The sequence below is a fragment of the Streptantibioticus cattleyicolor NRRL 8057 = DSM 46488 genome, assembly GCF_000240165.1.
GTDB lineage: Bacteria > Actinomycetota > Actinomycetes > Streptomycetales > Streptomycetaceae > Streptantibioticus > Streptantibioticus cattleyicolor.
This window is the reverse complement of sequence record NC_017585.1, coordinates 130420-153787: the sequence shown is the minus strand read 5'-3', so window position 1 is coordinate 153787 and position 23368 is coordinate 130420. Positions and strand designations below refer to the sequence as shown.

Annotated in this window: 30 protein-coding genes; 14 read left to right on the top strand and 16 right to left on the bottom strand. The window is 72.9% G+C overall.

Translation table 11 applies throughout. The annotated features are described in order from the left end of the window. Positions 1–3: 3 nt before the first annotated feature. Positions 4–864 (bottom strand): helix-turn-helix domain-containing protein, encoded by an 861-nt coding sequence (locus SCATT_RS28340; RefSeq protein WP_014151988.1) that lies wholly within the window; start codon positions 862–864, stop codon positions 4–6. A 166-nt stretch (positions 865–1030) separates the two neighbouring features. On the opposite strand from SCATT_RS28340, the gene SCATT_RS28335 reads away from it, so the two are divergent. Both SCATT_RS28335 and SCATT_RS28330 read left to right on the top strand, forming a co-directional pair. Next, a complete protein-coding gene (locus SCATT_RS28335) occupies positions 1031–1753 on the top strand; it encodes an alpha/beta hydrolase (RefSeq protein WP_014151989.1) in 723 nt (240 codons plus the stop codon). A gap of 154 nt (positions 1754–1907) precedes the next feature. Then, a complete protein-coding gene (locus SCATT_RS28330) occupies positions 1908–2333 on the top strand; it encodes an NADPH:quinone reductase (protein WP_231905002.1) in 426 nt (141 codons plus the stop codon). Between the two features lie 30 nt (positions 2334–2363). On the opposite strand, the gene SCATT_RS28325 is transcribed toward SCATT_RS28330, so the two are convergent. Further along, the gene (locus tag SCATT_RS28325; RefSeq protein ID WP_014151991.1) at positions 2364–4034 is read right to left on the bottom strand and encodes a beta-1,3-glucanase family protein; all 1671 of its coding nucleotides are present in this window, start codon (positions 4032–4034) and stop codon (positions 2364–2366) included. A 275-nt stretch (positions 4035–4309) separates the two neighbouring features. Here SCATT_RS28325 and SCATT_RS28320 point away from each other — a divergent pair, with 275 nt between their 5' ends. Next, entirely contained in the window at positions 4310–5239 is a 930-nt protein-coding gene (locus tag SCATT_RS28320; RefSeq protein WP_014151992.1) for a pentapeptide repeat-containing protein, read from the top strand. Between the two features lie 126 nt (positions 5240–5365). Here the strand turns inward: SCATT_RS28320 and SCATT_RS28315 are convergent, their stop codons facing one another. The 5 genes from SCATT_RS28315 to SCATT_RS28295 all read right to left on the bottom strand — a co-directional run bounded on the left by SCATT_RS28315 (position 5366) and on the right by SCATT_RS28295 (position 8237). Next, entirely contained in the window at positions 5366–5635 is a 270-nt protein-coding gene (locus tag SCATT_RS28315; protein WP_014151993.1) for a PASTA domain-containing protein, read from the bottom strand. 2 nt (positions 5636–5637) lie between these two features. Beyond that, on the bottom strand, positions 5638–6087 hold the full coding sequence (locus SCATT_RS28310; protein ID WP_014151994.1) for a DoxX family protein: 450 nt from the start codon (positions 6085–6087) through the stop codon (positions 5638–5640). Positions 6088–6417: 330 nt separating this feature from the next. Then, complete coding sequence (locus SCATT_RS28305) at positions 6418–6990, bottom strand: hypothetical protein (RefSeq protein WP_014151995.1); 573 nt, start codon at positions 6988–6990, stop codon at positions 6418–6420. Positions 6991–7011: 21 nt separating this feature from the next. Continuing rightward, positions 7012–7284 (bottom strand): hypothetical protein, encoded by a 273-nt coding sequence (locus SCATT_RS28300; protein ID WP_157894792.1) that lies wholly within the window; start codon positions 7282–7284, stop codon positions 7012–7014. 98 nt (positions 7285–7382) lie between these two features. After that, positions 7383–8237 (bottom strand): alpha/beta fold hydrolase, encoded by an 855-nt coding sequence (locus SCATT_RS28295; RefSeq protein WP_231904999.1) that lies wholly within the window; start codon positions 8235–8237, stop codon positions 7383–7385. Between the two features lie 187 nt (positions 8238–8424). Here SCATT_RS28295 and SCATT_RS28290 point away from each other — a divergent pair, with 187 nt between their 5' ends. Both SCATT_RS28290 and SCATT_RS28285 read left to right on the top strand, forming a co-directional pair. Next, positions 8425–9048: a TetR/AcrR family transcriptional regulator gene (locus SCATT_RS28290; RefSeq protein ID WP_014151998.1), complete on the top strand. Its 624-nt coding sequence runs from the start codon at positions 8425–8427 to the stop codon at positions 9046–9048. 109 nt (positions 9049–9157) lie between these two features. Continuing rightward, a complete protein-coding gene (locus tag SCATT_RS28285) occupies positions 9158–9568 on the top strand; it encodes a VOC family protein (protein WP_014151999.1) in 411 nt (136 codons plus the stop codon). Between the two features lie 55 nt (positions 9569–9623). On the opposite strand, the gene SCATT_RS28280 is transcribed toward SCATT_RS28285, so the two are convergent. Genes SCATT_RS28280 through SCATT_RS40815 form a run of 4 tightly spaced genes read right to left on the bottom strand, consistent with a single transcriptional unit; the run spans position 9624 to position 12100 of the window. Further along, on the bottom strand, positions 9624–10343 hold the full coding sequence (locus tag SCATT_RS28280) for a helix-turn-helix transcriptional regulator (RefSeq protein WP_014152000.1): 720 nt from the start codon (positions 10341–10343) through the stop codon (positions 9624–9626). Positions 10344–10353: 10 nt separating this feature from the next. Continuing rightward, positions 10354–11292 carry an alpha/beta hydrolase gene (locus SCATT_RS28275; protein ID WP_014152001.1) on the bottom strand — a complete coding sequence of 313 codons (939 nt, stop codon included), beginning with the start codon at positions 11290–11292 and terminating at the stop codon, positions 10354–10356. Between the two features lie 60 nt (positions 11293–11352). After that, a complete protein-coding gene (locus SCATT_RS28270) occupies positions 11353–11652 on the bottom strand; it encodes a YciI-like protein (RefSeq protein ID WP_014152002.1) in 300 nt (99 codons plus the stop codon). Next, a complete protein-coding gene (locus tag SCATT_RS40815; protein ID WP_265736680.1) occupies positions 11633–12100 on the bottom strand; it encodes an alpha/beta hydrolase fold domain-containing protein in 468 nt (155 codons plus the stop codon). The genes SCATT_RS28270 and SCATT_RS40815 overlap by 20 nt, the downstream gene beginning before the upstream one ends. On the opposite strand from SCATT_RS40815, the gene SCATT_RS28265 reads away from it, so the two are divergent. From SCATT_RS28265 to SCATT_RS28250, 4 genes are all read left to right on the top strand, one after another. Beyond that, positions 12099–12785, top strand: coding sequence for a nucleotidyltransferase domain-containing protein (locus SCATT_RS28265; protein WP_014152004.1), 687 nt, complete (start codon positions 12099–12101; stop codon positions 12783–12785). The two genes, SCATT_RS40815 and SCATT_RS28265, sit on opposite strands and share 2 nt — an antisense overlap. Continuing rightward, entirely contained in the window at positions 12775–13218 is a 444-nt protein-coding gene (locus SCATT_RS28260) for a phosphatase domain-containing protein (protein ID WP_014152005.1), read from the top strand. Before SCATT_RS28265 ends, SCATT_RS28260 begins: the two co-directional genes overlap by 11 nt. 196 nt (positions 13219–13414) lie before the next feature. Continuing rightward, positions 13415–13972 carry a hypothetical protein gene (locus SCATT_RS28255; RefSeq protein ID WP_014152006.1) on the top strand — a complete coding sequence of 186 codons (558 nt, stop codon included), beginning with the start codon at positions 13415–13417 and terminating at the stop codon, positions 13970–13972. A 36-nt stretch (positions 13973–14008) separates the two neighbouring features. Continuing rightward, a complete protein-coding gene (locus SCATT_RS28250) occupies positions 14009–14917 on the top strand; it encodes an aminoglycoside phosphotransferase family protein (protein WP_014152007.1) in 909 nt (302 codons plus the stop codon). A 17-nt stretch (positions 14918–14934) separates the two neighbouring features. Here the strand turns inward: SCATT_RS28250 and SCATT_RS28245 are convergent, their stop codons facing one another. Beyond that, positions 14935–15201 (bottom strand): DUF6332 family protein, encoded by a 267-nt coding sequence (locus SCATT_RS28245; protein WP_014152008.1) that lies wholly within the window; start codon positions 15199–15201, stop codon positions 14935–14937. A gap of 179 nt (positions 15202–15380) precedes the next feature. On the opposite strand from SCATT_RS28245, the gene SCATT_RS28240 reads away from it, so the two are divergent. Together SCATT_RS28240 and SCATT_RS38215 are read left to right on the top strand one after the other, a co-directional pair. Then, on the top strand, positions 15381–15701 hold the full coding sequence (locus SCATT_RS28240; RefSeq protein ID WP_014152009.1) for a GatB/YqeY domain-containing protein: 321 nt from the start codon (positions 15381–15383) through the stop codon (positions 15699–15701). A gap of 342 nt (positions 15702–16043) precedes the next feature. Continuing rightward, a complete protein-coding gene (locus SCATT_RS38215) occupies positions 16044–16406 on the top strand; it encodes a hypothetical protein (protein WP_014626715.1) in 363 nt (120 codons plus the stop codon). 4 nt (positions 16407–16410) lie between these two features. Here the strand turns inward: SCATT_RS38215 and SCATT_RS28230 are convergent, their stop codons facing one another. Together SCATT_RS28230 and SCATT_RS28225 are read right to left on the bottom strand one after the other, a co-directional pair. Continuing rightward, entirely contained in the window at positions 16411–18102 is a 1692-nt protein-coding gene (locus SCATT_RS28230) for a proline--tRNA ligase (protein ID WP_014152011.1), read from the bottom strand. A 103-nt stretch (positions 18103–18205) separates the two neighbouring features. Continuing rightward, positions 18206–18802, bottom strand: a complete 597-nt coding sequence (locus tag SCATT_RS28225; RefSeq protein WP_014626714.1) for a helix-turn-helix domain-containing protein — start codon at positions 18800–18802, stop codon at positions 18206–18208. Between the two features lie 179 nt (positions 18803–18981). On the opposite strand from SCATT_RS28225, the gene SCATT_RS28220 reads away from it, so the two are divergent. Then, complete coding sequence (locus SCATT_RS28220) at positions 18982–20289, top strand: APC family permease (RefSeq protein WP_014152013.1); 1308 nt, start codon at positions 18982–18984, stop codon at positions 20287–20289. 13 nt (positions 20290–20302) lie between these two features. Here SCATT_RS28220 and SCATT_RS28215 read toward each other — a convergent pair whose 3' ends face one another. Then, entirely contained in the window at positions 20303–21196 is an 894-nt protein-coding gene (locus SCATT_RS28215) for an NADP-dependent oxidoreductase (protein ID WP_041824200.1), read from the bottom strand. A 104-nt stretch (positions 21197–21300) separates the two neighbouring features. On the opposite strand from SCATT_RS28215, the gene SCATT_RS28210 reads away from it, so the two are divergent. Next, positions 21301–21876: a TetR/AcrR family transcriptional regulator gene (locus tag SCATT_RS28210; RefSeq protein WP_014152015.1), complete on the top strand. Its 576-nt coding sequence runs from the start codon at positions 21301–21303 to the stop codon at positions 21874–21876. Positions 21877–21887: 11 nt separating this feature from the next. On the opposite strand, the gene SCATT_RS28205 is transcribed toward SCATT_RS28210, so the two are convergent. Continuing rightward, positions 21888–22811, bottom strand: coding sequence for an alpha/beta hydrolase (locus SCATT_RS28205; protein WP_014152016.1), 924 nt, complete (start codon positions 22809–22811; stop codon positions 21888–21890). Positions 22812–22879: 68 nt separating this feature from the next. Here SCATT_RS28205 and SCATT_RS28200 point away from each other — a divergent pair, with 68 nt between their 5' ends. After that, positions 22880–23356: a MarR family winged helix-turn-helix transcriptional regulator gene (locus SCATT_RS28200; protein ID WP_014152017.1), complete on the top strand. Its 477-nt coding sequence runs from the start codon at positions 22880–22882 to the stop codon at positions 23354–23356. Positions 23357–23368 lie beyond the last annotated feature (12 nt).

Below are 23368 nucleotides of genomic sequence, written 5' to 3'. Positions count from 1 at the left end.
GCGTCAGTGCCGCGAAGCCGCGGGTGTGGCCGACGGGGCGGTCGGGGGCGGGAGGGTGGCGGCGAGGAGCGCGAGTCTTTCGGCGCTGTCGGTGCCCGGGTCGGGGTGGTAGACGACGAGTTTGCCGCTCGCCGTGGCGCCGACGCCCAGCCGCTCCCGGTTGAGTCGTACCGGACCGATCTGCGGGTGGTCGACGCGGATCGCGGCGCCCTCGCAGGCGTCCACGTCGTGGCGGGCCCACAGGCGGCTGAACAGGGGGCTGGCGAGGGAGAGTTCGCCGACCAGCTCGATGAACCGGGGGTCGTCCGTGTCGGTGCCGACCGACTCGCGGAACCCGGCGACCATGTTCGCCGTGGCGCTCTCCCAGTCGGGGTGGAGGGTCCGCTCGGCGGGGTCGAGGAAGGCGTCCCGCAGGCGGTTGTTGCCGACGACGAGACGCGGGGACAGCGCGGTTGCCAAGGCGTTGGCGGCGAGGATGTCGAGGTAGCGGCCCTCGACGAAGGCGGGGAACGGCAGGGCGGCGACGAGCTTGGCGACGCCCGCCGGGACGGTCTCCTCGCGGGGCCGGCGCCGCTGCCCCCAGGGCCTGGCGGCGCCGAGCCGCAGCAGGTACGCCGTCGCGTCCTCGTCGAGCCGCAGGACGCGGGCGATGGATTCCAGGACCTGCACCGACGGGTTGCGGTCGCGGCCCTGTTCCAGACGCAGGTAGTAGTCGGCGCTGATGCCGGCGAGCATCGCGACCTCCTCCCGGCGCAGCCCCGGCACCCGGCGCACGCCCGTGACGGGGATACCGGCCTCCTGCGGGGTGACGAGCGCGCGGCGGGCGCGTACGTAATCGCCCAGCTGGTTCGGTTCGTCGGCCATCCCCCCACTGTAGTCAGCGCGCCCGCGCGGCTGCCTGGTCCCCTCACCCCCAGGATCGCCGGGGCGCTGGCTGCGGCGGAGCCCGGACGGCAGCGTGGTCGGCGGGACGAGCGGGGCCGCGCCGTGGCCCTCCGTACCTCCCCCGACACGCACGAGGAGCACAACCATGTCGACCTATCTCCTGGTCCACGGGGCCTGGCACAGCGGACCGTGCTGGGACCGCGTCGTTCCGTTGCTGGAGTCCGCCGGCCACCGGGTGTTCGCCCCGTCACTGACCGGACTCGGCGAGAGGAAACACCTGCGCGGCCCCGAGGTGGGGCTCGACACCCACGTCGACGACGTCGTCGGGCTCATCACCGGCGAAGACCTCGATGAGGTGGTGCTCGTCGGCCACAGCTACGCCGGACTGGTCATCTCCTCCGCGGCCAACGACGTCCCGGACCGCGTCGGACACCTGGTCTACCTCGAGGCCATGGTCCCCGAGCACGGGGAGAGCGCCGTCGACGTGATGCCGGTCACCCAGGGGGTCATCGACCGCGCCGTGAACTGTGAACCGGGCTGGCTGGTGCCGCCGCTGCCCGAACTGCCGCCGCCCGCCGGGCTGTTCGGGGTCACCGACCCCGCGGACGCCGCCTGGCTGCGCTCGATGCTCTCCGACCAGCCGGTGCGCTGCCTCCAGCAACCGGTACGGCTGGACAACCCGGCCGTCGACGCGATCCCGCGCACCCACATCCACTGCACTGTCAGGCCGGAGGGCTTCCCGCGCCGGCCCGTCCCCGCGACGCAGCCCAACGGCACCCCGGCACAGGTGTGGGAACTGGCGACCGGCCACGACGCCATGGTCACCGCGCCGGACGAACTCGCCGCGCTCCTGCTCAAGCTGGGCTGACCGGCCCGTCCGCGGTGCCCCTGGCGGGCGCGGTCCGGCTGCGTAAGCTCCGCCTGGGCCGATCACCGGTCGGCCCTGCCGACGCCGACGGGGGACTGGTATGCGGGCAGGGGTCCATCTGGCGCACCCACGGCCGGGGAGCTTCCACCACGCCGTGTCCGACGCCGTGGTGGGACAGTTGCGCGACGGCGGCTGCGAGGTCTTCGCGCACGACCTGTACGCCGAGGGCTTCCCGCCGCTGCCGGAGGCCGGCGGGACGGCGACGGTGGGCCCGGCCGCGGCAGCCGCCGATCCGCTGGTGGCACGCCGTCGGGCGGAGGTCGCCACGCTCGACGCCCTGGTCTTCGTCCCCCACGGTCGGGCCCCGCCTCGCCTCGGCTGCGGCCGGGGCCCGGCCCTCGTCCCTCGGGCCGGGCCGAGTCCGGCGACCCGCTGCACCGCGTGTGGACCGCGTGCGTCCTGCCGTACCGTCACCGACGTACGGCAGGTCGTCGTCCGTACCGTCATCGACGTCGACGAGGCCACCCACGCCGTGTGGCTGCGCCGGGCCCGGGCCGAGGCGATCGCCTTGCCGGCCTGAGCCGCCGTCCCGGGCCCGGGGGGTGCGGGGTCAGGTCGCGGAGAAGGTGAACCAGTGGAGGTTGACGAAGTCGGAGGCCGAGCCGATGAAGGTCAGGTAGACGTCGTGCACCCCGGTGGCGGCGCCGGTGAGGTTGATGGGGACGGTGCGCCAGGACTGCCAGCCCCCGGTGTCGCCGACGTCGATCTCGGCGACCTTGGTGCCGGTCGGGCCGTCCAGGCGCAGTTCGATGCCGCCGCTGACGCCGGCCGCCGCGCCGGAGGCGACCCGGGCGATGAACTGCCGCGGGGTGGTGCCGCCGAAGTCGATCCGGCGGTAGCCGAGCCAGCAGCCGGCGTGGATCCAGCCCACGTCCAGGCCGCCTCCGGTGTCCTGGCAGTTCTCGGTCTGCGTGCCGTTGCGCGAGCTGAACGAGGAGGCCGGAATCGTGGTGTAGGCGCTGGTGGTGGAGGCGCCACCGGATCCGCCGCCGCCGGAGGTGCCGCCGAGGGTGATCGTCCAGGACGTGGGGGCCGGGTCCTGGAGGTGGCCGTCCACCGGCGGGGTCCCGGTCGGGCCCACGTCGTCGTAGGGGAAGGCGTAGCCGACGCCGGCGTTGGCGTGCACCAGGCGCGCGTAATGGTTGGTGATCGCGTTCTGGTAGTACTGCGCCGGGCCCACCCCGCTGGGCTGCTGTCCGCCGCCGTCCAGCAGCAGCGTGCCGCGGTTGAGCGCGGCCGACAGACGTGCCGCCACCGCCCCGCGCGCGTCGCCGCCGGAGTTGTACAACGGGCCGCTGGCGCAGCTGAAGATGTCGTTCGTGCCCGGTTTGGTGAACGGCACGCCGTGGGTGTCGAGCCCGGCGAAGGTCAGGACGTCACCGGAGACGGTGCCGGTGAAGGCGCCGAAGGCGGGGTTCTGCGTGTCGACGGTCAGTGGTGTGTTCTGGAAGTGCGACCAGACCGCGTCCACGTACGGGGCGAAGTACGTGCCGAAGGACGCCGGGGAGTGCGTCGGCGCCAGCACCCGCAGCAGCGCGCCGGAGGTGTCGCGGACCACCAGTTGGTCCCAGGGCGCCCCGTCGGCCGCGTGCTGTGCCGCCAGCCCCGAGGCGATGGCTTCCGGTGCCCCGGGCGGCAGCGGGCTGACCGACTGGTCGCCGGCCGCGCCGGTGGACCGCATCGAGATGGGGGAGGCGACCAGATCGACGTAGCTGATGTTGGCGTACAGATTGGCCGCGTTGTAGGTGAACTCGCAAAAGCTCCAGTGCGTCGACCAGTTGGGGTCCGCACTGGTGAACCCCGGCTCGACCAGGCCCGGAGCGCCGCCGGGCGGGCCGGGGTTGGCGAAGAACCGGATCTTGTCGCCGATGGAGAACCAGACCCGGCCCCCGGTGAGGTAGCCGGTGAGCACCAGCGACACCCCGGATCCGCCCGAAGGGCCGAGCGGGATCGCGTAGTCGGGCACCGGGGTCAGTACGGACGACGGGTTGGGCAGCGCGTGGAAGACACCGTCGGCGCCGACGAACCCGAGCCGGCCCGCGGTGTCGGTGGCGGTGATGTAGGCGTAGGCGGTGCCGTTGCCGGAGGCGTTGAGCAGTGTCAGGGGGAGCGCCGGCGCGGCCTGGGCGCGCGCGGCACGTTCCGGAAGTAGAAGCGGTGAGCCGAGGAGGGCGGCGGTGGCCGTCCCCGCGGCGGTGAGGAGCCTGCGACGCGAAAGCATGCGAACGTCCTGTCTGAGCAGGGGATTTGTGGGGGTTGGCGGTGGGGATCGCCGCCGTGCCTGCTCCAGTGACGCCCAATATGAGTCTTGTCATGAGCACGAGTCAAGGGGTGAGACTTGGAGCGATCGACCGCTGCGATCCGCGTTCTCCCTTGACTTCCTGAACGAAGCGGCCGGGCGGACGGCCTCCGGCGGCCCGTACGCCGTCTGCGAGAATGGGACGGTCCCCGGGCACGTCGGATACGTGCTCGTCCCGTCACAGGAGAGCGCGTACGTTGGCCCAGAACCCCGGAACCCCTGATGCCGGTGACGCCCGCAGGCGTACGCACCGTGACGCGCGGCGTCCCGCCGACCGCGACCGTGGTCCGCGCCGGCGGCCCTCGGGCGGCGGGCGTCCGTTCCGCGACGGCCGGGACGACCTGCGCGCCGACTGTTCCAGCTGCTTCGGCCTGTGCTGTGTCGCGCTGCCCTTCTCCCGTTCCGCCGACTTCGCGGTCGACAAGGACGCCGGCACCCCGTGCGCCAACCTCCAGGCGGACTTCCGCTGCGGCATCCACGCCGGGCTGCGGGAGAAGGGCTTCCCCGGTTGCACCGTCTTCGACTGCTTCGGCGCCGGGCAGAAGGTCTCGCAGGTCACCTTCGGCGGCACCGACTGGCGGCGGTCACCGGCGGACGCGGGCCCGATGTTCGCCGTCTTCCCGGTGATGCGGCAGCTGCACGAAATACTCTGGTACCTCGCCGAGGCCCTCGCCCTGCCCGCCGCCCGCCCCGTCCACCGCGACCTGCGCCGCGCCCTGGGACGCGTCGAGGCCCTCACCGAAGGCAGCGCGGAATCGCTGCGGGAACTCGACATGGCGGCGCTGCGTGGTGACGTCAACGAGCTGCTGCTGCGCGTGAGCGAACTGGTACGGGCCCAGGTCCAGGGACGCACCCGCAACCACCGTGGCGCCGACCTGGCCGGCGCCCGACTGGCCGGCGCCAACCTGCGCGGCGCCTGCCTGCGCGGCGCCCTCCTCGTCGCCGCCGACCTGAAGAAGGCAGACCTCCGCCTGGCCGACCTCATCGGCGCCGACCTGCGCAACGCCGACCTGCGCGGCGCCGACCTCACCGGCGCCGTCTTCCTCACCCAGGCCCAGGTCAACGCCGCCCGGGGCGACGCCACCACCAGACTCCCCGACGCCCTCAGCCGCCCCGCGCACTGGTAGCCGAGGGGTCAGGCGCGGCCGCCGCCCGCCGTTTCGCGTGACGACCGTGTACGTGCCGCGGCGGCGTCCCCGTCTTCTCCGTCATGCGGCAATCAAAGCAGAGCCGTTGGGGCGGGGACGGGACGGCTACTCGTGCCCGGGGTCGCCGCCGGGCGGCTTCTCGAAGAAGATCACGAGGGAGCCGCGGCGGCGCATCCGGGAGCCCGGGGCGGGGTGCTGGGCGGTGACCACCCAGACCCCCTGCCAGGTGAGGGCCCGGACCGGCGGGCCGTCCGGGTCGTCGGTGGTGACGACCAGGCCCGCCTCCCACGCGACGGCCCGGGCGCGGGTGACGGTCAGCCCGACGATGTCGGGGACCGTCACCTCGTCGGCGTTGGCGGGTCCCGGCCAGGACATGCTCAGCGGGCGCCCAGTGCCAACCGGCGGTGTTCGCGGCGGGGTTGGCGCAGCAGCGTGTCGAGGGCGAGGCTGCCGGGGCCGGTGACCGCGACGGCGAGGAAGATCCAGCAGTAGAGCACGGCGGGCTCGCCGCCGTTCTGGATGGGGAACAGGGCGTGTGCCTGGTGGACGGTGAAGTAGGCGTACGCCATGGAGCCCGAACACAGCAGCGCGGCGACGCGGGTGCCCAGGCCCAGCAGGACGAAGGCGCCGCCGACGAGTTGGATCAGCGCCGCCCACCAGCCCGGCCACTGGCCGGCCGGCAGGGAGTGGCCGCCGTGGGCTCCGCCGAGGACGCCGAAGATCGACGCGGCGCCGTGGCAGCAGAAGAGCAGGGCGGTGACGATCCGCAGCAGACCCAGCACGTGTGGTCCGGCCTGCTCGGCATGGTCGTTGAGCTTGGAGGTCATGGGGGACTCCTGAGCTGACGGCGGCGGGCCGCGCGGGGTGGTGCGTCCCGCCGGAGGGGGGAAGTGCTCCACACGACGTGCCGGCCGGCGCGGTACCGGCCCGGAGGCGTTCCGGACCCGCGCACAGCCGTGCCGCACCCGACGGCTCCGGCGCGGCAGCGCCCATCATCGTGCCCTGCCCCCGGATCGGCCACCCCCGGGGCCTCTGAGGATTCTGTGAACGCGGCCGTGCCGTCCGGTCGGTCGGGAGGGCCGCCGTTGCCGCCGAGGCCGGCGACCTCAACGGCACTTGAGGGTCACGGGAGCGAAGACGAACGCTGCCGTGGCCCGTCAGCCCCGGACACCCATCCCTTCGGCGACCTCGCGCAGCTCGGCCGCGGGGAGCGCGTCGCCTCCCTTGACCGGGCCGGAGTTCTCGACCTTCAGCGTCCAGCCGCCCTCCCGCCAGAGCAGCAGGCGCATGGAGGCGGGTCCGCCGTTCGCGGAGGTGTCCTGCCAGACGGTGGCCGGCCGGCCGTGGACGGTGACGGTGCCGACGGGCGACATGCCGAATTCCCGTGGGTTCACCTGGTCCCGGGTCTGTGAGGTCGTCAGCAGCCGGTCCTCACCGGTGCCGATGATGAAAAGGTGGTCCACCTCGGGCAGGGCTGCCCGCGTGTCGCTGTGGGGATGTGTGCTCACGGTGAGCCGCACCGGCTCGTGGGGGTCCGGCCGGTATCCGCGGGGGAGGTGGCCGACCTGTTCCAGTGCGCGGTCGTCGAGCAGGGCGATCGGGCGGCCGGTGTGCGCGTCCGCCAGGGTGCGGTCGCCGATGGGCGCCGTGAGCCGCAGGGTGGTCGTGCCGCCGTTCGCGATCGCCAGCGCGCAGACCTCGGGCGCGGGTGTCCTGGGTTGCGGTGTCACGCTCAGCAGGATGCGGCGCGCCTAGACCGTCGCGATCGCCACGGCCTGATCGGCGCAGTTGTCGAAGTGGTCCGCGGTCCACCGGAGGATCAGCGTGCGCGCGTCCCGTTCCAGCAGGGCCGGGCTGCCGATCACCGCCGGGTGCCGGGCGGACCCGTACCCGGACGCGTCCGCGCAACCCGCCGTGACCACCCCCACGGCCAGCAACCCGGCGAGCACGGAGACCGCACGTGTCGTGCCGGACCGGCCTTCGCGGACGGCTCCGGTGCCGCGTGGCGTGGCTGCGCTCGTCATGTGGTCGAGCATGACAGCCGGTGCGGCGATCGGTCCGCCGGTTCAGTTAACTCCCGTCGTCGGGAAGGGAGTTCGGGTGCCGCCGTCCCCCCACGCGTTCAGTCGACGGAGCCGATGAAGTCGAGCATCCGCTCGTTGACGGCGTCGGCGTGGTCGATCTGCGGCCCGTGGCCGGTGGCGGGGACGATCTCCACGCGGGCGCCGGGCACCAGGGACGGCACCCGTGCCAGTTGCCGTTTCGGGTGGACGAGGAGGCTCCGCCTGCCCATCAGCAGATGGAGCGGGGTGTGTATGGTGCGCAGCTCGTCGTCGGTCAGCGGCAGCGGGGCCGGCCGGCGGATGCGGAACGCGCGGACGCCGGTCCGGATCATCGCGCGCAACTCGGGGATGACGAGGACGGGTTGGTCCAGCCAGGCGGCCAGATGGCGGCGCAGCGGCTTCGGGGCGGACGTCGCGAAGAGGCTGACGAAGATCCAGACGAAGAACCGGAGCCCCACCTTCTCCAGCCCCCCGGGGCCGAGCAGGGTCACCGAGGCCAACCTGCCGGGACGCCGGTGCGCCTGGTTGAGGGTGAGCCAGCCGCCGTAGGAGGAGCCGATGAGGTGGACCCGGTCGAGCCCGAGGGCGGCAAGGGCCTCGTCCATCCACCGCGCGGCGCGCTCGGGCCGGTGCATGGGGACGCGGTGGACGCTGCGCCCCGGGTCGCCGGGGGTGTCGAGCGCGTAGACCGGGCCCCGGGTGCGCAGGGCGGCCACGTTCGGGTACCACATCGAGGAGTTGGAGCCGGAGCCGTGGACGAGCACCACCGGGATCCGGGTTTCGTCCGCAGGGTGCGTGGGGCCCCACTCGTAGACGTGCGTGGTCCCGAAGACGGTCTCCACGTCGTGCTCCGCGCGCGGGGCCGGGCCCAGGGCGTAGACCGCGTCGCAGGCCCGGAAGTACCGGTCGCGCAGCGCCTAGTTCACGTAGCGGCCGACGTCCCTTGCGGGGACGCGCCGGCGGGTCGGTGTCTCGGACACGGTTGACACCTCCGTGGGAGAACTGCGTTCGTGATACGACCGTACCATGATGGTGATACCGGCGTATCATGAAAACCGGCGGCCGACGGGCCGGGAGGACCGAGGGCGGAGACGCGGGACGATGCCGAAGCGGGTGGACCATGAGGAACGGCGCAACGAGATCGCCGAGGCGCTCGTCCGGGTCGCCGGGCGGCGCGGCCTGCACAACGTCGGGATGCGGGACGTGGCAGCCGAGGCGGGCGTCTCCCTGCGGCTGGTGCAGTACTACTTCCAGACCAAGGAGAAGCTGCTCCTGTACGGGCTGGAGCGGCTGGCCGCAGCGTTCGGCGAACGCACCGCCGCCCGGGTCCGGGCCGCCGGGGACGCCCCCGGCCCCCGTGCCGTGATCGAGGCGCTGCTGATGGAATCGCTCCCCACCGACGCGGAGAGCCGCACCTTCCACCTCGTCTACACCTCGTACGCGGTGCTCTCCGTGACGGACGAGGCGCTTGCCGCGCAGCCCTTCGCCGACGCCCCCGACGCCCCCGACGCCGCCGAGGACGCCCTCGACGCCCTGCTCGCGCAGGCGCGGGAGGCCCGCCTCGTCGCCCCCGACACCGACACCCGGACGGAGGCGATCAGCCTGCTCGCCCTCTCGGCGGGGCTGGGCACCGCCATCCTGGTGGGCCGGCGCACCCCCGAGTCCGCCGCCGCCGTCGTACGGCACCACCTGGACCGGCTCTTCCACGCCGACGGCGCCCCCTGACGCCGGTGGTCCCCGCCCCGCGAAGACCGACCGCGTGCCCGGGACACACGGCCGGATCGGTCAGGATTCAAGAAGCGCGGGTCACCCGGGCACACCTACGCTGACCGGCATGGACATCACCATTCACACCAGTTTCCTCCCGCACGACGACCCGGAGGCGTCCGTCGCCTTCTACCGCGACGTGCTCGGCTTCGAGGTCCGCAACGACGTCGGACAGGGCACGATGCGCTGGATCACCGTAGGCCCGGCCGGTCAGCCCGACACCTCCATCCTGCTGGCGCCGCCGGCCGTCGACCCCGGGATCACCGAGGACGAGCGCCGCACCATCCGGGAGATGATGGCCAAGGGCACATACGGCTGGATCCTGCTGGCCACCCGGAACCTCGACGACACCTTCGAGAAGGTGCAGGCAGCCGACGCCGAGGTCGTCCAGGAACCGACCGAGCAGCCCTACGGCGTCCGTGACTGCGCCTTCCGCGACCCGGCGGGCAACCTCGTCCGCATCCAGGAACTCCGCTGAACCGTCCGGCCGCCGCTCCCGCCCCGACGCCACCGGCGCACCGACCCCCGTTCCTTCAGGACGGGGACGCCAGCGCGGCCAGCGTCGTGGGCGGAACGGCGCCGGCCGCGGCCGAGCCGCGCAACAGTTCGGCCAGGTCGTGGCGGCCGGCCCGGTCCGTGGTCGGGACCGCCGCCGTGACGCGGTCCAGCCGGAAGCCACGGCCGGCCTGCCGCGTGCGGCACCAGGCGATGAGGTACCACCGCCCGTCGACGGTGAGCAGCCCGGCCGGTTCCACCACGCGGTCGCTCCGGCGTCCGGCCGCGTCGAGATAGGACAACCGCAGGACCGTGCCGGCGGTGAGAGCCTGCTCCACCGCGGCGCGGACCGTCGTGTCCACCGGCGACGGCAACGTGACGATCCGCGCGGCGAGTTCCCGCGCCGCCGCCGAGGCGGGGCCGGACATCGAGACCGCGATCTTCTGGGCCGCGGTGCGCGCCGCGCCCGCGTACGGGGTGGAGGCACCGGCCGCGGCGAGCGCGGCGGCCAGCGCCGCCGCCTCGTCGGCGGTGAACCGGATCGGCGGCAGCGTCATCCGCGGGTCGATCGACCAGCCCCCACCACGCCCCGGCGTGATGCGCACCGGCACGCCGCTCTCCATCAGGGCCCGCAGATCACGCTGGACCGTACGCGTACTCACCTCGAAGCGCGCGGCGAGCACCCCGACCGTCAACGGACGCGGCGCCGCCGCGCGCAACTCCTCCACCAGCGCGTAGAGCCGGGCAGTGCGGTTCATACCGGTGAGGCTACCGCCCCGCGCCGGACAGGAACTCCCGCTCCCGCCGCCGTTCCCGCTCCGCGACGGTCAGCGGGAACAACGTGAAGCCGTGCATCGCGCCGGCGACGACACCGAGACGCACCTCGGCGCCGGCCGCCCGCCACCGTTGGGCCAGGAACAACGAGTCGTCCAGCAGCGGATCCTCGGTACCGACGACGATCCGGGCCGGCGGCATACCGGCCAGGTCGGCGAAGAGCGGTGAGACCTCGGGACCGCGCCGCCGCTCCGCGTCCATACCCGGCGTGAACAGCTCGTACGCCCGTCGCAACGAGTCGGTGTTGCTCAGCAGCCGCCGGGAGCCGAACGACCGCTGACTCGGCGTCATCGACAGGTCGTAGGGGCCGAAGACCAGGTTGGCCGCCCGGAACGCGCCGGTGACGCCATGCCGGTCACGCAGGCGCAGCAAGGTCACGACACTCAGGTGGGCACCGGCCGACTCGCCGCCGATCAGCAGCCGTTCGGTCCCGAACTCGGCGGCGGCGTGCTCCACCAGCCACTGTGCGACCGCCTCGCAGTCGTCCGGTCCGGCGGGGAACGGGTGCTCCGGCGCGAGCCGGTACTCCACGCTGACCACGGCCAGCCGGGCCCGCTCGGCCAGCTGCCACAACCTCTCGTCCTGCCCGTCCGCCGAACCGACCATCCAGCCGCCCCCGTGGATGTGCAGATACACCCCGTCGACGTGGTCCGGTACGAAGACCCGTATCCCCACCCCTCCCGCGACGACGCGGTCACGGCCGTGCGGGAGCCTCACCGGTGGTGTGTCGCCACCGAGCCGGTTGCGCCGGGCCGCCGCCAACCCGGCCGAGCGCGGCGCCACTTCACGTAGCGGCCGGCTCGCGGCGGCGGCCTCGAACCGCTCGTTGAACGCCAGCGTCTCGGCGAGACAGTCCTCATCTGTGATCGTCATGCCGGCAACGATCGCAGCCGTCCGCGACAGCGTCGTGTCACCCTTTCCGGGAGACCCGCGTCACACTTCCGCCGTCCCGTCCGGGGCCCAGCCGACGACGCTCCACGGGCGGACGGTCCACCGCGTGACCAGCCCCTCCCGCACGTACGGGTCGTGCCGCGCGAAGTCCTCGACCACGGACGGGTCGTCGGTCCGCCACACCAGCAACGCGCGGTCGACCGGCTCGGCCAGCGCACCCGCCAGCACGAGATCGCCCCGCTCACGCGCGGCACGGGCGAGTCCGAGGTGTTCCTCGCGCAACGGCGCGCGTCGTTCCACGTAGTCGTCCACGAGCGAGTATTCAAGGACGTAGTACGCCATGCCATCCTCCTGCGACTCGACGCTCCGGCCCGGAACGCGACACCACGCGTCCAGGTTTTCCCACGCGGGCCAACGTACCGAACGGCGCGCGGGCCCGTCGCGGTGACGCCGGTTCCCGACGGTGCCTGCACAACGCCCGGACGAGGGCGGCGGCCATCCCGGCGTCCGGTGCCACGTGGTCGAAGACGTGGAACATCCCCGGCACGGGGCGTAACTCGACCGGTACACCGGCGGCCGGCAGACGCATCGCGTACCGGTTGCCTTCGTCGCGCAGCGGGTCGCGATCCGGCGCTTCGCCGACCCCGTCCTGCGCCGCTTCCTTGCACACACCTTCGGCCAGGACACACCCCAGGACACGGGGTGACCGGCGCCCCCGGGAACTCGCTGGCCAACCCGGACTCCATCGGGCACCCTGACGACACCACCTCGTACCCACAGGGGCACCCATGAACATCCTGCTGTCCGGCACGGTCGGCTCCACCGCCTACGGCCTCGCCCACGCCGGATCCGACATCGACCGCCTCGGCATGTTCGCCGCACCCACCGAGGAACTGCACGGCCTGCACCGCCCCGCCGAATCCCACGTCACCACCGGCCCGGACACCACCCTCCACGAAGCCGCCAAGTTCTGCCGCCTCGCCCTCAAAGGCAACCCGACGCTCACCGAACTGCTGTGGCTGGACACCTACGAGATACGCACCCCGCTCGGTGACGAACTCGTCGGCATGCGCCGGGCGTTCGCGTCCACGGCAGCCGTCCGCGACGCCTACCTCGGATACGCCACCCGGCAATTCCGCAAACTCCGCGCCCGCGGCGACGGAACGCACCGCGCGGACACCCGCGAGCGCATGCTCAAGCACGCCCGCCACCTGGTCCGGCTGCTCCGGCAGGGCGAGGAACTGCACGCCACCGGCCACCTGACGATCCGCCTCGCCGACCCCGACGCCGTCCGCGCCATGGCCGAGTGGATCGTCACCGAGCCGGACCGGGCGCTGGTGCTCCTCTCCCGCGCCGAGGACCGGTTCGGCGCGCCCGGCGTCCTCCCGGCCGCGCCGGACGAGGCCGCCGTCGAGGCGTGGCTGCGCCGGGTCCGGGCCGCCTTCTACGCTCCGCGGGCCCGTCGTGCTGCCTGAGGCCGTGATCTTCGACATGGACGGCACCCTGTGCGACGTCCGCCGCATCCGGCACCTGATCGACGGCCCCGGCTCCTTCCACGCCTTCCACACCGCCTCCGTCGACTGCCCGCCGCACGCCTGGGTCGTCGACGCCGCCCGGGCCCACCACGCCGCTGGCCGCGCGGTCCTCGTCGTCACCGCGCGCTCCGCCCGCTACCGGCACCACACCGCTTGGTGGCTCGCCCTGCACGGAGTGCCGTCCGAGGCCATGTGGATGCGCGGCCGACAGGACCACCGTCCCGACTACGCAGTCAAACGCGACATCCTGGCGAGCATCCGCCGCCGCTACCGCCCGGTCATGGCCTACGACGACAACCCCGAGGTGATCCGGCTGTGGCGTGAGGAGGGGATCGGCGTCGAGGTCGTGCCGGGCTGGGACACCACTGCCTGAAACGGCCGTTGACCGTGGGGTCCGGGGGCGCGGTACGTGGTGGTGGCGTGCCGCCGCCGGGCCGGGCCCGGTGCGGTGTGAGCGCTCACAAGGCCGGAGCCGGATGCGGCGGGCGCCGTTCTCGTACCCCGGGTGGAGACGAGGTTCCACCCCGCGCTCCACCCGGGGGCCCAGGGAACGCGGGGCGGGAGGGGTGATGCTCTACGACATGACGATCACCGACTGGATCATCGACATCGCCCTTCTCCTCCTCGTCTTCCGTCAGATGCGCGAGGAGCGCCTGACCGCCCGCACGATCCTGCTGCCGCTGGCCGTCATCGGCTGGGCCGCCTCGTCCTACCTGCGCCACATACCCACCGACGGCAACGACGTCGCGCTCGCCGTGGTCTTCGCCGCCACCGGGATCGCCTTCGGCCTCTTCGGCGGTCTGCTCACCCGGGTCCGCCGCGCCGGCGGCCACGTGCGGGTCAGGGCCACCCTCGGGGCCGCCGCGCTGTGGGTGGTCAGCATGGGCTTCCGGCTGGCGTTCGCCGTATGGTCCTCGCACCCCTCCGGCGCCGCCCACGTCGCCCGCTTCTCCGCCACGCACCACATCACCAGCGGCCAGGCATGGGTGGTGGCCCTGATCCTGATGGCCTTCGGCGAAGTCGTCGTCCGCCTCGGCACGATCGTCGTCCGCGCGCGGCTCCTCGTCGCCCGCTCCCGCCCCGCCGCCCCCGCCGTTCCGGCGCCCCGCCCCGACGTGTACGTCTGACGGGCCCGAGCAACCGGACCGCTACCGTTGCCCGACATGACAGCCACCCGAACGGACATCACGGCGGACCTGATCCGGGATCTGCTGCGCGAGCAGCACCCGGACCTGGCGGACCGCCCCCTGAAGCTCGGCGCCCTCGGCTGGGACAACCAGGTGTGGCGGCTCGGCGACGACCTCGCCGTCCGGTTGCCCTGGGCGACGCGGTCCGCGGACGAACTGCTGCGCAAGGAACACACCTGGGTGCCCCTCCTCGCCCCGCGCCTCCCCCTGCGGATCACCGTTCCGCAGCGCCTCGGTGAACCCTCCGAACGGTTCCCGCGACCCTGGCTCGTCACCACCTGGGTGCCGGGCGAACCCGCCGACCGAGCCCCCGCGACGCACCCCACGCGGGCGGCCGTCACCCTGGCCGCCTTCCTGACCGCCCTCCACCACCCCGCCCCCGACGAGGCACCCGCGAGCCGGGACCGGGGCGGCCCGCTGGCCGACACCGCCGCGTACTTCACCTCGGCGCTCGCCTCGGCCACCGAACTCGGGCTGATCCGCGACCCGGACGCCGTCCGCGCGGTCTGGGAGGACGCCGCCGCCGCGCCCGAGTGGACAGGCCCACGCCTCTGGCTCCACGGCGACCTGCATCCGGCCAACGTCCTGACCACGAACGGCACTTTCTCCGGCGTGATCGACTTCGGCGCCCTCTTCGCCGGCGACCCGGCCTGCGACCTCGCCGCCGCCTGGACCCTGCTGCCGGACGGCGCCCTCGACCGCTTCCACCAGGCGTACCGGCCGAGCCCGGACCCCGCCACCCTCCGCCGCGCCCGCGGCTGGGCGGTGCTGCGCGCCCTCGCCGCCCTCCACATCGGCCACGCCGGCGTCCACGGCCGCCCCGGAGGCAAACCCACCTGGGGCCCGCCCGCCCAGGCCGCACTGCGACGCCTCACCACGAGGTGACGGCCGGGTCGCCCCGGTCAGCCGCCACCGGGGCGACCCACGGCGCGCGCGTGTCGCCGCAGGACGTGCACCACCCGCACCACGGCCAGCACCCCCGCGGTCACCGCTCCCGCGACCACCAGGACGCCCTCCGCCCACCGGGGCAGGTGCCACACCATCGCGGGCCCGACGAAGACGACGAACACCACAACACCGAGGAACGCCGCGCTGGCGAGCGCGTACCCGATCTCAACGGTGACCGCGTCCCGCTCCCGCTGGTCCCTCGGACCGCTTCCCTTCTCCATGAGGGGAGCATCACACCACCGGCCACCCCCCGCCGCCACCACAGCAGGCTTCCGGCCACCGAACGAGCGGTCGGCGCCGACGCCGCCGCCCGGGATTACCCGTTGTGCGGTCACCGACACGGCCATAGGCTCCCGCCATGTCCCTTCGTGTTCGTATGCGTCAAGCCCTCCCGGAAGCGATGCGCGCCCGCGACAAGGCAGCGGTCAGCGCGCTGCGTTCCACACTCGCCGCGCTCGACAACGCCGAGGCGGTCCCCGTGGACGACGACCGGATGCGCGGCGGGGCCCTCGAACACTCACCGCTCGGCGCCGGCACCACCGAGGCGGTGCGACGCGAACTGACCGAAAGCACCGTGGCAGACATCGTGCGGGCCGAAGCCACCGAACGACTCGAAGCCGCCGCCCAGTTGACCACCCCCGCCCACGCCGACCGGGCCGCCCGCCTCCGCGCCGAGGCCTCCGTGCTGGTGGGCTTCCTCGACGGCCGTGCCACGCCGTAGCGAGTGCGGTCCGGCGTGACCGGTTCACCGTGCTCGTCGGTGCGAGCAGTCCCCCCCCGCAGCGGCTGTCGTGAAATGGCATGACGCGCCTCCGGCCCGCCCGGGAGAATCGGGGGCATGAGGGTAATCAAACTGGCGGGGTTCGGGCGCGGGATGGTGCCGCTGGCGGTGGTGGCGGCGCTGGCGACCGGGTGTGGGACGCAGCGGGCGGGAGACGTCGCGGGGGCGTACCGGAGTCCACATCCCGTACCGAGCGGGATATCGACACCGGGCACGCCGACGAACTTCCCGTGCCCCGGCGAAACCCCGACACCGACGCCGACGCGGCCGACGGTCGCACCGGTGACGCCGGCGCCGGGGGACCACTACGCCGAGAACAACGGTTTCAAGGTGCCCTTCGACCTCTACGGCCGGCAACGCTGCGAAGGACTCGCGGCCGTCAGCCGTGTGAGGAACGCACTGGAACCGCTGCGCAAGCGGGGTGACTTCGTCCCCGAGGACACCCGTAAAGCCCTCGTCGGCCTGGGCTACCCCGAAGGCAAGGTGCGGTCGTACCAGGACGGCACCGGGGTCGGTTTCCTCGTCGAGGCCGACCCCTCACCGCTGTGCGTGGAAGGCACGATGCTCCGCGATGCCACCCGTGCGGACGCGTTCGGCGGCTACCCCGACCACGACGGCTGCGAGGTCCCCAGCGGCGGCCATTGACGGCCTACAGGTTCTCGGTCAGCCGCACCACGGCCTGGTCGGCGGGGAGTTCGGTGCGTTCACCGGTGCGCCGGTCCTTGAGTTCCACCACGCCCTCGGCGGCCCGGCGGCCGACGACCATGATGGTGGGGACGCCGATGAGTTCGGCGTCGGTGAACTTGACGCCGGGGGAGACCCCGGCGCGGTCGTCGACGAGGACGCGGGCGCCGGCGGCTTCGAGCTTGGCGGCGATCTCCAGCGCCAGTTCGGTCTGGCCGGCCTTCCCGGCGGCGACCACGTGGACGTCGGCCGGGGCCACCTCGCGGGGCCAGCACAGGCCGCGCTCGTCGGCGGTCTGCTCGGCGAGGGCGGCCACGGCGCGGGAGATGCCGATGCCGTACGAGCCCATGGTGACCCGCACCGGCTTGCCGTCCTTGCCGAGCACGTCCAGGCCGAAGGCGTCGGCGTACTTGCGGCCGAGCTGGAAAATGTGGCCGATCTCGATGGCCCGCCCGATCTCCAGACCGGCACCGCACGACGGGCACGGATCGCCCGGCTCGACCACCACCACGTCCAGGTACCGGTCGACGGTGAAGTCCCGGCCGCACACCACGTCGCGGGCGTGCTTGCCGGGCTTGTTGGCACCGGTGATCCACGCCGTGCCTGGGGCGATCCGGGGGTCGGCGAGGTAGGGGAAGGAACGCCGCTGCGGGCCGATGTAGCCGCGGACGAGGTCGGGGCGTCCGGTGAAGTCCTCCGCGGTGACCAACTCCACGGTGGCCGGTGCCAGATGCTCCGCCAGCTTGCCGAGGTCCACCTCACGGTCACCGGGCACACCCACGGCGGTGATCTCACCGTCCACCTTGACCAGCAGGTTCTTCAAGGTCGCGGAGGCCGGAACGCCGAGATGGGCGGCGAGCGTGTCGATGGTGGGGGTGTCGGAGGTGTCCAACTCCTCCAGCGGCCCGTGCGCGGCGGGGTCGGCGGCCGGCACGGTGGTGGTGACCGCCTCGGTGTTGGCCGCGTACGCGCACGACGTGCACTGCACGAAGGTGTCCTCGCCCGCCGCGGCCGGGGCCAGGAACTCCTCGGAGGCCGAGCCGCCCATGGCACCGGAGACCGCGGAGACGACGCGGTAGTCGAAGCCGAGCCGGGTGAAGATCCTCACGTACGCCTCACGGTGCAGCCGGTACGACTCCGCGAGCCCGGCGTCGTCGGTGTCGAAGGAGTACGCGTCCTTCATCTGGAACTCACGGCCACGCAACACACCCGAACGCGGCCGGGCCTCGTCCCGGTACTTGGTCTGGATCTGGTACAGGATGACCGGCAGATCCTTGTACGAGGTGGCCTGGTCCTTGACCACCTGGGTGAAGATCTCCTCGTGGGTGGGCCCGAGGACGTAGGCGCTGCCCTTGCGGTCGGTGAGCTGGAAGAGCAGGTCACCGTATTCCCCGGCGCGCCCGGTCGCCTCGTACGGCTCACGCGGCAGCAGGGCGGGGAGCAGCACCTCCTGGCCGCCGATGGCGTCCATCTCCTCCCGGACGACCCGTGCGACGTTCTCCAGGACCCGCTTGCCCAGCGGCAACCACGTCCACACCCCGGCCGACGACCGCCGCACGTACCCGGCGCGCACCAGAAGCCGGTGGCTGACGGTCTCGGCGTCGGCCGGAGCGTCCCGCAACGTCTTGAGCAGCATCCGGGACATGAGCTGGACCATGATCTCTCTCCTCGCGGCGACTTGGTGGATGCCGAGGATATCCAGCCGAAGTCGGCGTGAGACGGGCCCGGCCGCCCGGCCGAACTCCGGTGCCGCCGACGGGCTACACGTATTCCATGGTCAGCGCGACGCACGTGCCAGGTGACAGCGCGCGGCAGATGTGCGGGACGTCACCGGGGTAGGCGATGTAGTCACCAGGGCCGAGGTGGACGGGGGCTTCGCTGGGGCCGATCAGTGCCTCGCCGGTGCAGATGACGGCGTGTTCCACGGTGCCCGGCATGTGGGGCTCGGACTCCCGGGGCGGGCCGGGCTCGACGTGGAGCAGGTAGAGGTCGCGCCGGGCGCCGGGAGGGCACGCGGAAAGCAACATGGCCGCGTAGTCGGCGCGTTCGGATGTCACCGCGGTGCCTTCCCCGCGCCGCACCACCGTGGCCCGGGGCGGGGAGAGGTCGACGAGGCGGCTGAACGGAACGCCGAGGGTCACGCTGAGCGCCCACAATGTCTCCAGATTGGGGTTGCCCGCCCCCGCTTCCAGCTGGGAGAGGGTGGACTTGGCGATCCCGGCGCGCTTGGCCAGTTCGGACAGGGACAGGCCGACGCGGTTGCGTTCCTTCCGGACGGCCGCGGCGATCCGGTCCAACGGAGGCGTGGCGGGGGGCGTGTCCGTCGTCTTCCCAGCGTGTTCGGGTTGCCGGTCCATGCTCTTCCTTCAAGGCGCGACGAGCGGTCCGGTCACCTTACCGGCCGGGCGGTGGCCACCACGGAGCGATAGGGTGTGTTCGCTGAATCAGGCCAATCGTTCGGCTTGCCGAACGAAGAGGGCCGCGCGCAGAATGCCGTCCACGCCGGAACACCGTCCGATCCGTGGAGGCGCAGCCGATGACGAACACCGTGCGTGACGGGTCCGCCGGGGGCTTACGGCGGGAGTTGGGACTGCGCGAGGCGCTCGCGCTCGGTGTCGGGGGCACGGTCGGTGGTGGCATCTTCACGCTGGTCGAGGTCGCCGCGGGAGCGGCCGGGCCGGCATCGCTGATCGCCTTCGTGCTGGCCTTCGCCGCCTCGGCGGTGATCGCCCTGCCCTACGCCGAACTCGCCTGCCGCGTCCCGGCCGCGGGCGGCGGCTACGCCGTCACCCGTCAGGTGCTCGGCCCCACGTGGGGCTTCGCGATGGGCTGGATCTACTGGGGTGGCTACCTGCTGGCCTCCGGTTACGTCACGATCGGCTTCGGCCAGTATCTGCACGCGGCCACCGGGGTGCCCACGACCGCGGGCGCCGTCGCGCTGGTGGCCGCCTGCACCCTGGTCAACCTGGTCGGCGCCAAGCTGTCCGGCCGGGCCCAGTCGGTGGTCTTCGCGGTGGCGGTCGTCGGCTTCCTGACGTTCGTCTGCTGGGGGTTGCCGCATGTCCGGTCCGCGGTGCTGGTTCCGTTCGCGCCGCACGGTGGTGTGGGGGTCCTGCTGGCCACCCCGGTGGTCTTCCTGGCCTTCGGCGGCTTCGACATGGTCGCCGCGGCGGGGGAGGAGATACGCCGGCCGGAACGCAACCTGCCGTTGGCGATCCTGCTGACGCTCGTCTGCGTCCTCGTCCTCTACCTCCTCGTTGCCTTCACGGCGTTCGGGACCACCCCGGCCGGGGTCCTGCGGGGGTCGGGGGCGCCGCTCGCGGACGCGGCGGCCCGGTTCGGAGGTGTGCCCGCCCGTCGGCTCATGCTGGGGTGCGCCGCGCTGACGTTGGCCGCCACGGCGAACGCCCTGGTGATGGTGACGTCCCGGGCGCTGTTCGCGATGGCCCGCGACGGACTGCTTCCCGCCGCTCTCGGCAGATTGCGGCCCGACTCACGCGTTCCGCGCCCCGCCGTCCTCGTCGACGGGCTGCTCCTCGGCGGTGTCGCCCTGCTGGGCAGCGTCCAACTGGCCGCCACCGCCGGAGGGTTCCTGTACGTGCTGCACTTCTTCCCGCCGCTGCTGTCCCTGGTGAGGCTGCGCCGTGCCGCGTCGGGCCCGGCACCCGCGTTCCGTACCCCCGCCCCTCGGATCGTCCTGCCGCTCGCGTTCACCTGCGGGGCGGCGATGCTGGTGGCGACCGGGGGGCGTGGCGCCTCGACCGGATTGGTGTGGCTGGCGGTCGGCGCCGTGGTGCACTGGGGGTATCAGGGATGGCGCGGGCGGGCGGGGGCGGCCGGGTGAGCGCGCGGACGGTTCAGACGATCAGCACGCGACGTCCACGGGTGTGACCGGCCCGGCTGTCGATGTGCGCGGCGGCGGCGTCGGCGAGCGGGTACGCCTTCTCGACCGGGATGTGGAGCTTGCCGCGTGAGATGAGGCGGACGGCCTCGGCGAGGGCGTCCGGCATGCTCCCGGCCACGCCGGAGAACCGGACGCCGAACTCCGGCGCGCCGAGGTCGGCGATGGAGACCACCTTCCCCGGATCCCCGGTCAGCTCGACGAGTTGGGGGATCACACCGGAGCCGGCCAGGTCGAGCGCCGCGTCGATACGGCCGAGTCGCCGCACGCGCTCGACCCAGCCGTCGCCGTACGTGGTGGCGACGGCACCGAGGCCGCGCAGATACTCCTGGTTCGCCGCCCCGGCCGTGCCGATCACCGTGATGCCGCGGTCGCGGGCGATCTGGAGCACCGCCGAGCCGACGCCCCCGGACGCACCGCTGACCAGCAGTGTCTGCCCGGGCTCCACACCGACTTCGCGGATGACGCGCAGCGCGGTCTCCACCACGGAGGGGTACCCGGCCGCCTCTTCGAACGTCAGCTCATCGGGCATCCGGGCCCATGCCCACAGCACGGCGAACTCGGCGTAGGTGCTCGCCCCTTCACCGAACACGCGGTCGCCGACCTCGACCCCTGTCACACCCTCCCCGACCTCGTCCACCACCCCGGCGGCGTCCTGCCCGACCCCGAAGGGCAACTCGACCGGATGGGCCCCGAGCACCTGGCCTTCCCGGAGCCTCCAGTCGACGGGGTTCACACCCGCCGCCCGCACGGTGATGCGTATCCGGCCGGGGTCCGCGTGGGGCTCCTCGGCGTCTTCGAGTCGCAGAACGTCAGGACCGCCGAACTCGGCGAAGCTCACTCTCTTCATGCCGCCGACCATAGCACTAACGGTTAGGGTTTCCAAACAAAATCGACTTCAAAACAACATTGCTTTCAAAACGACTCCGGTTCCCTACCTGGTAGCATCAGCGCATGACCGCCCCACCCGGACGTCGGGAGCGCAAGAAGGCCGCGACCCGCCAGAAGATCGCCGACACCGCCCTGCGGCTCTTCCTGGACCGCGGGTACGACGCGGTGGGCATCCGTGACGTGGCCGCCGAGGCCGATGTCGCCGTCACCACGGTCTTCTCCCACTTCGCCTCGAAGGAGGCGCTGGTCTTCGAGCAGGACGAGGACTTCGAGCAACGCCTCACGCGCGCGGTCACCGACCGGGCGCCGCACGATCCGCTCATCCCCGCGCTGCGCCGCGAGATCCACGCCCTGGTGCGTCACTGCACGGCGGAGGGTGCCGCCCCGATCTGGCGCATGATCGACGAATCGTCCGCCCTGCGCGGGTACGAGGAGTCGATGAGGCTGCGCCACGCGGAGTCGCTGGCGGAGGCCATCGCCGCCGACCCCGGCCCGGCGCGGACCGAAACGGCCTGCCGGACCATCGCGCGGTTCGTGATCGACGCCTTCTCGCTGGCCCGTGAGGCGGCCGATCCGCCGGCCGCCGTGGACGAGGTCTTCCGGATGATCGAGGCGGCCTGGGAGTCCACCCGCCGATAGGCGCGCCGGGTTCACCGTTGCCGGGTGGGCGCCGTCTCCCGGGGGCGGATGCGCTGGCCGAGGAAGAGCGCCGCGCGGTCGAGCGCCTCGTCGGCCTCGTCCAGGACGCCGGCGAACGCCTGGAAGACGTGGGGTACGTCGGCGGTGACGTCCAGGACGACGTCGACCCCGGCGTCCCGCGCGCGGGCGGCCAGGCGGGTCGAGTCGTCCAGGAGCACCTCGTTGGTGCCCACCTGGAGGAGTATCGGCGGGAAGCCGGTCAGGTCGGCGAGGGTGGCCGGGCTGAGCAGCGGGTGGCGCGGGTCCCGTCCGGCGAGGTACATCGCCCCGGTGGGTGCCATGCCCTCACGCGTGAAGAACGGATCGATGCCCGCCTTGGTGACCATGCTCCCGCCGGTCCGGGTCAGGTCGAGCCCGGGGGAGAACGCCACGATCGCGGCGGGCATCGGCAGCCCGGCGTCACGGGCGGCGAGGCAGGTGGTGACGGTGAGCCCGCCGCCGGCGGAATCTCCGGCGAACGCGATCGCCGAAGGGTCCTCACCGCCGTCGAGCAGCGCGCGGTAGGCGCTGAGCGCGTCGTCGATCGCGGCCGGGAACGGGTGCTCGGGGGCGAGCCGGTAGTCCAGCGAGAGAGCCCTGAACCCGGTCCTGGTCACCAGGTTCCCCGTCAGCGACATCGCCGTCCACGGTGAACCGGCCACGTACGACCCGCCGTGGAAGTACAGGATCGTCCCGGCCCTCGGCGCGTCGGCCGGCTCGACCAGTACCGCGGGCCGCTCGCCGAGCGTCGTGTCCCGGGTGCGGATCCCGGCCGGAACGATCATCCGCGCCATCAACGCCCGGAATCCGGCGCGGATCTCCTCCACCGACCGGGGACCCTCGGGCTGCGGCTTCCGCACCATCGCGTCGAGCTTCGCGCGCTGCTGCCTGCTCATTGTTCGCCTCCATAGCAAGTGCATGCCAACGAACTATATTCCGTGGCATGTAAGTTAGAATATATGCCATGGCATCCACGTCAAGCGGTGGCCCGGTCGACCTCCCGGGCTTCTTCGCCGATCTCGTCCGCTGTGAGACGCGCCTGTACAACGCGCTCAACGACCGTCTGCGCGAGCGGCACGCGATCGTCACCTCGCAGTTCGAGTTCCTGCGCTTCCTGCGCGACCACCCCGGCTCCCGCGTCGCCGACCTCGCCACCGAGTTCGCCATCGGCATCGGAGCCACCAGCAAGGGCGCCGACCGCCTGGAGAAGCACGGCTGGGTCATACGGCGCCCCAACCCCGCCGACCGCCGCTCATCCCTGCTGCACCTCACCGACGACGGCCTGCGACTCGTCGAGGCGGCACAGGAAACCTTCACCGAGACCCTCGGCGAACTCACCGCGGCCACCCTCAACAGCCCCACGGGACCGCCCGCCGCCCAGGCCCTCGCCGACCTCCGCTCCGCACTCGAACGCGACCAGATCGGCCTGCCCACAGGCTGACCGGACGGAGTG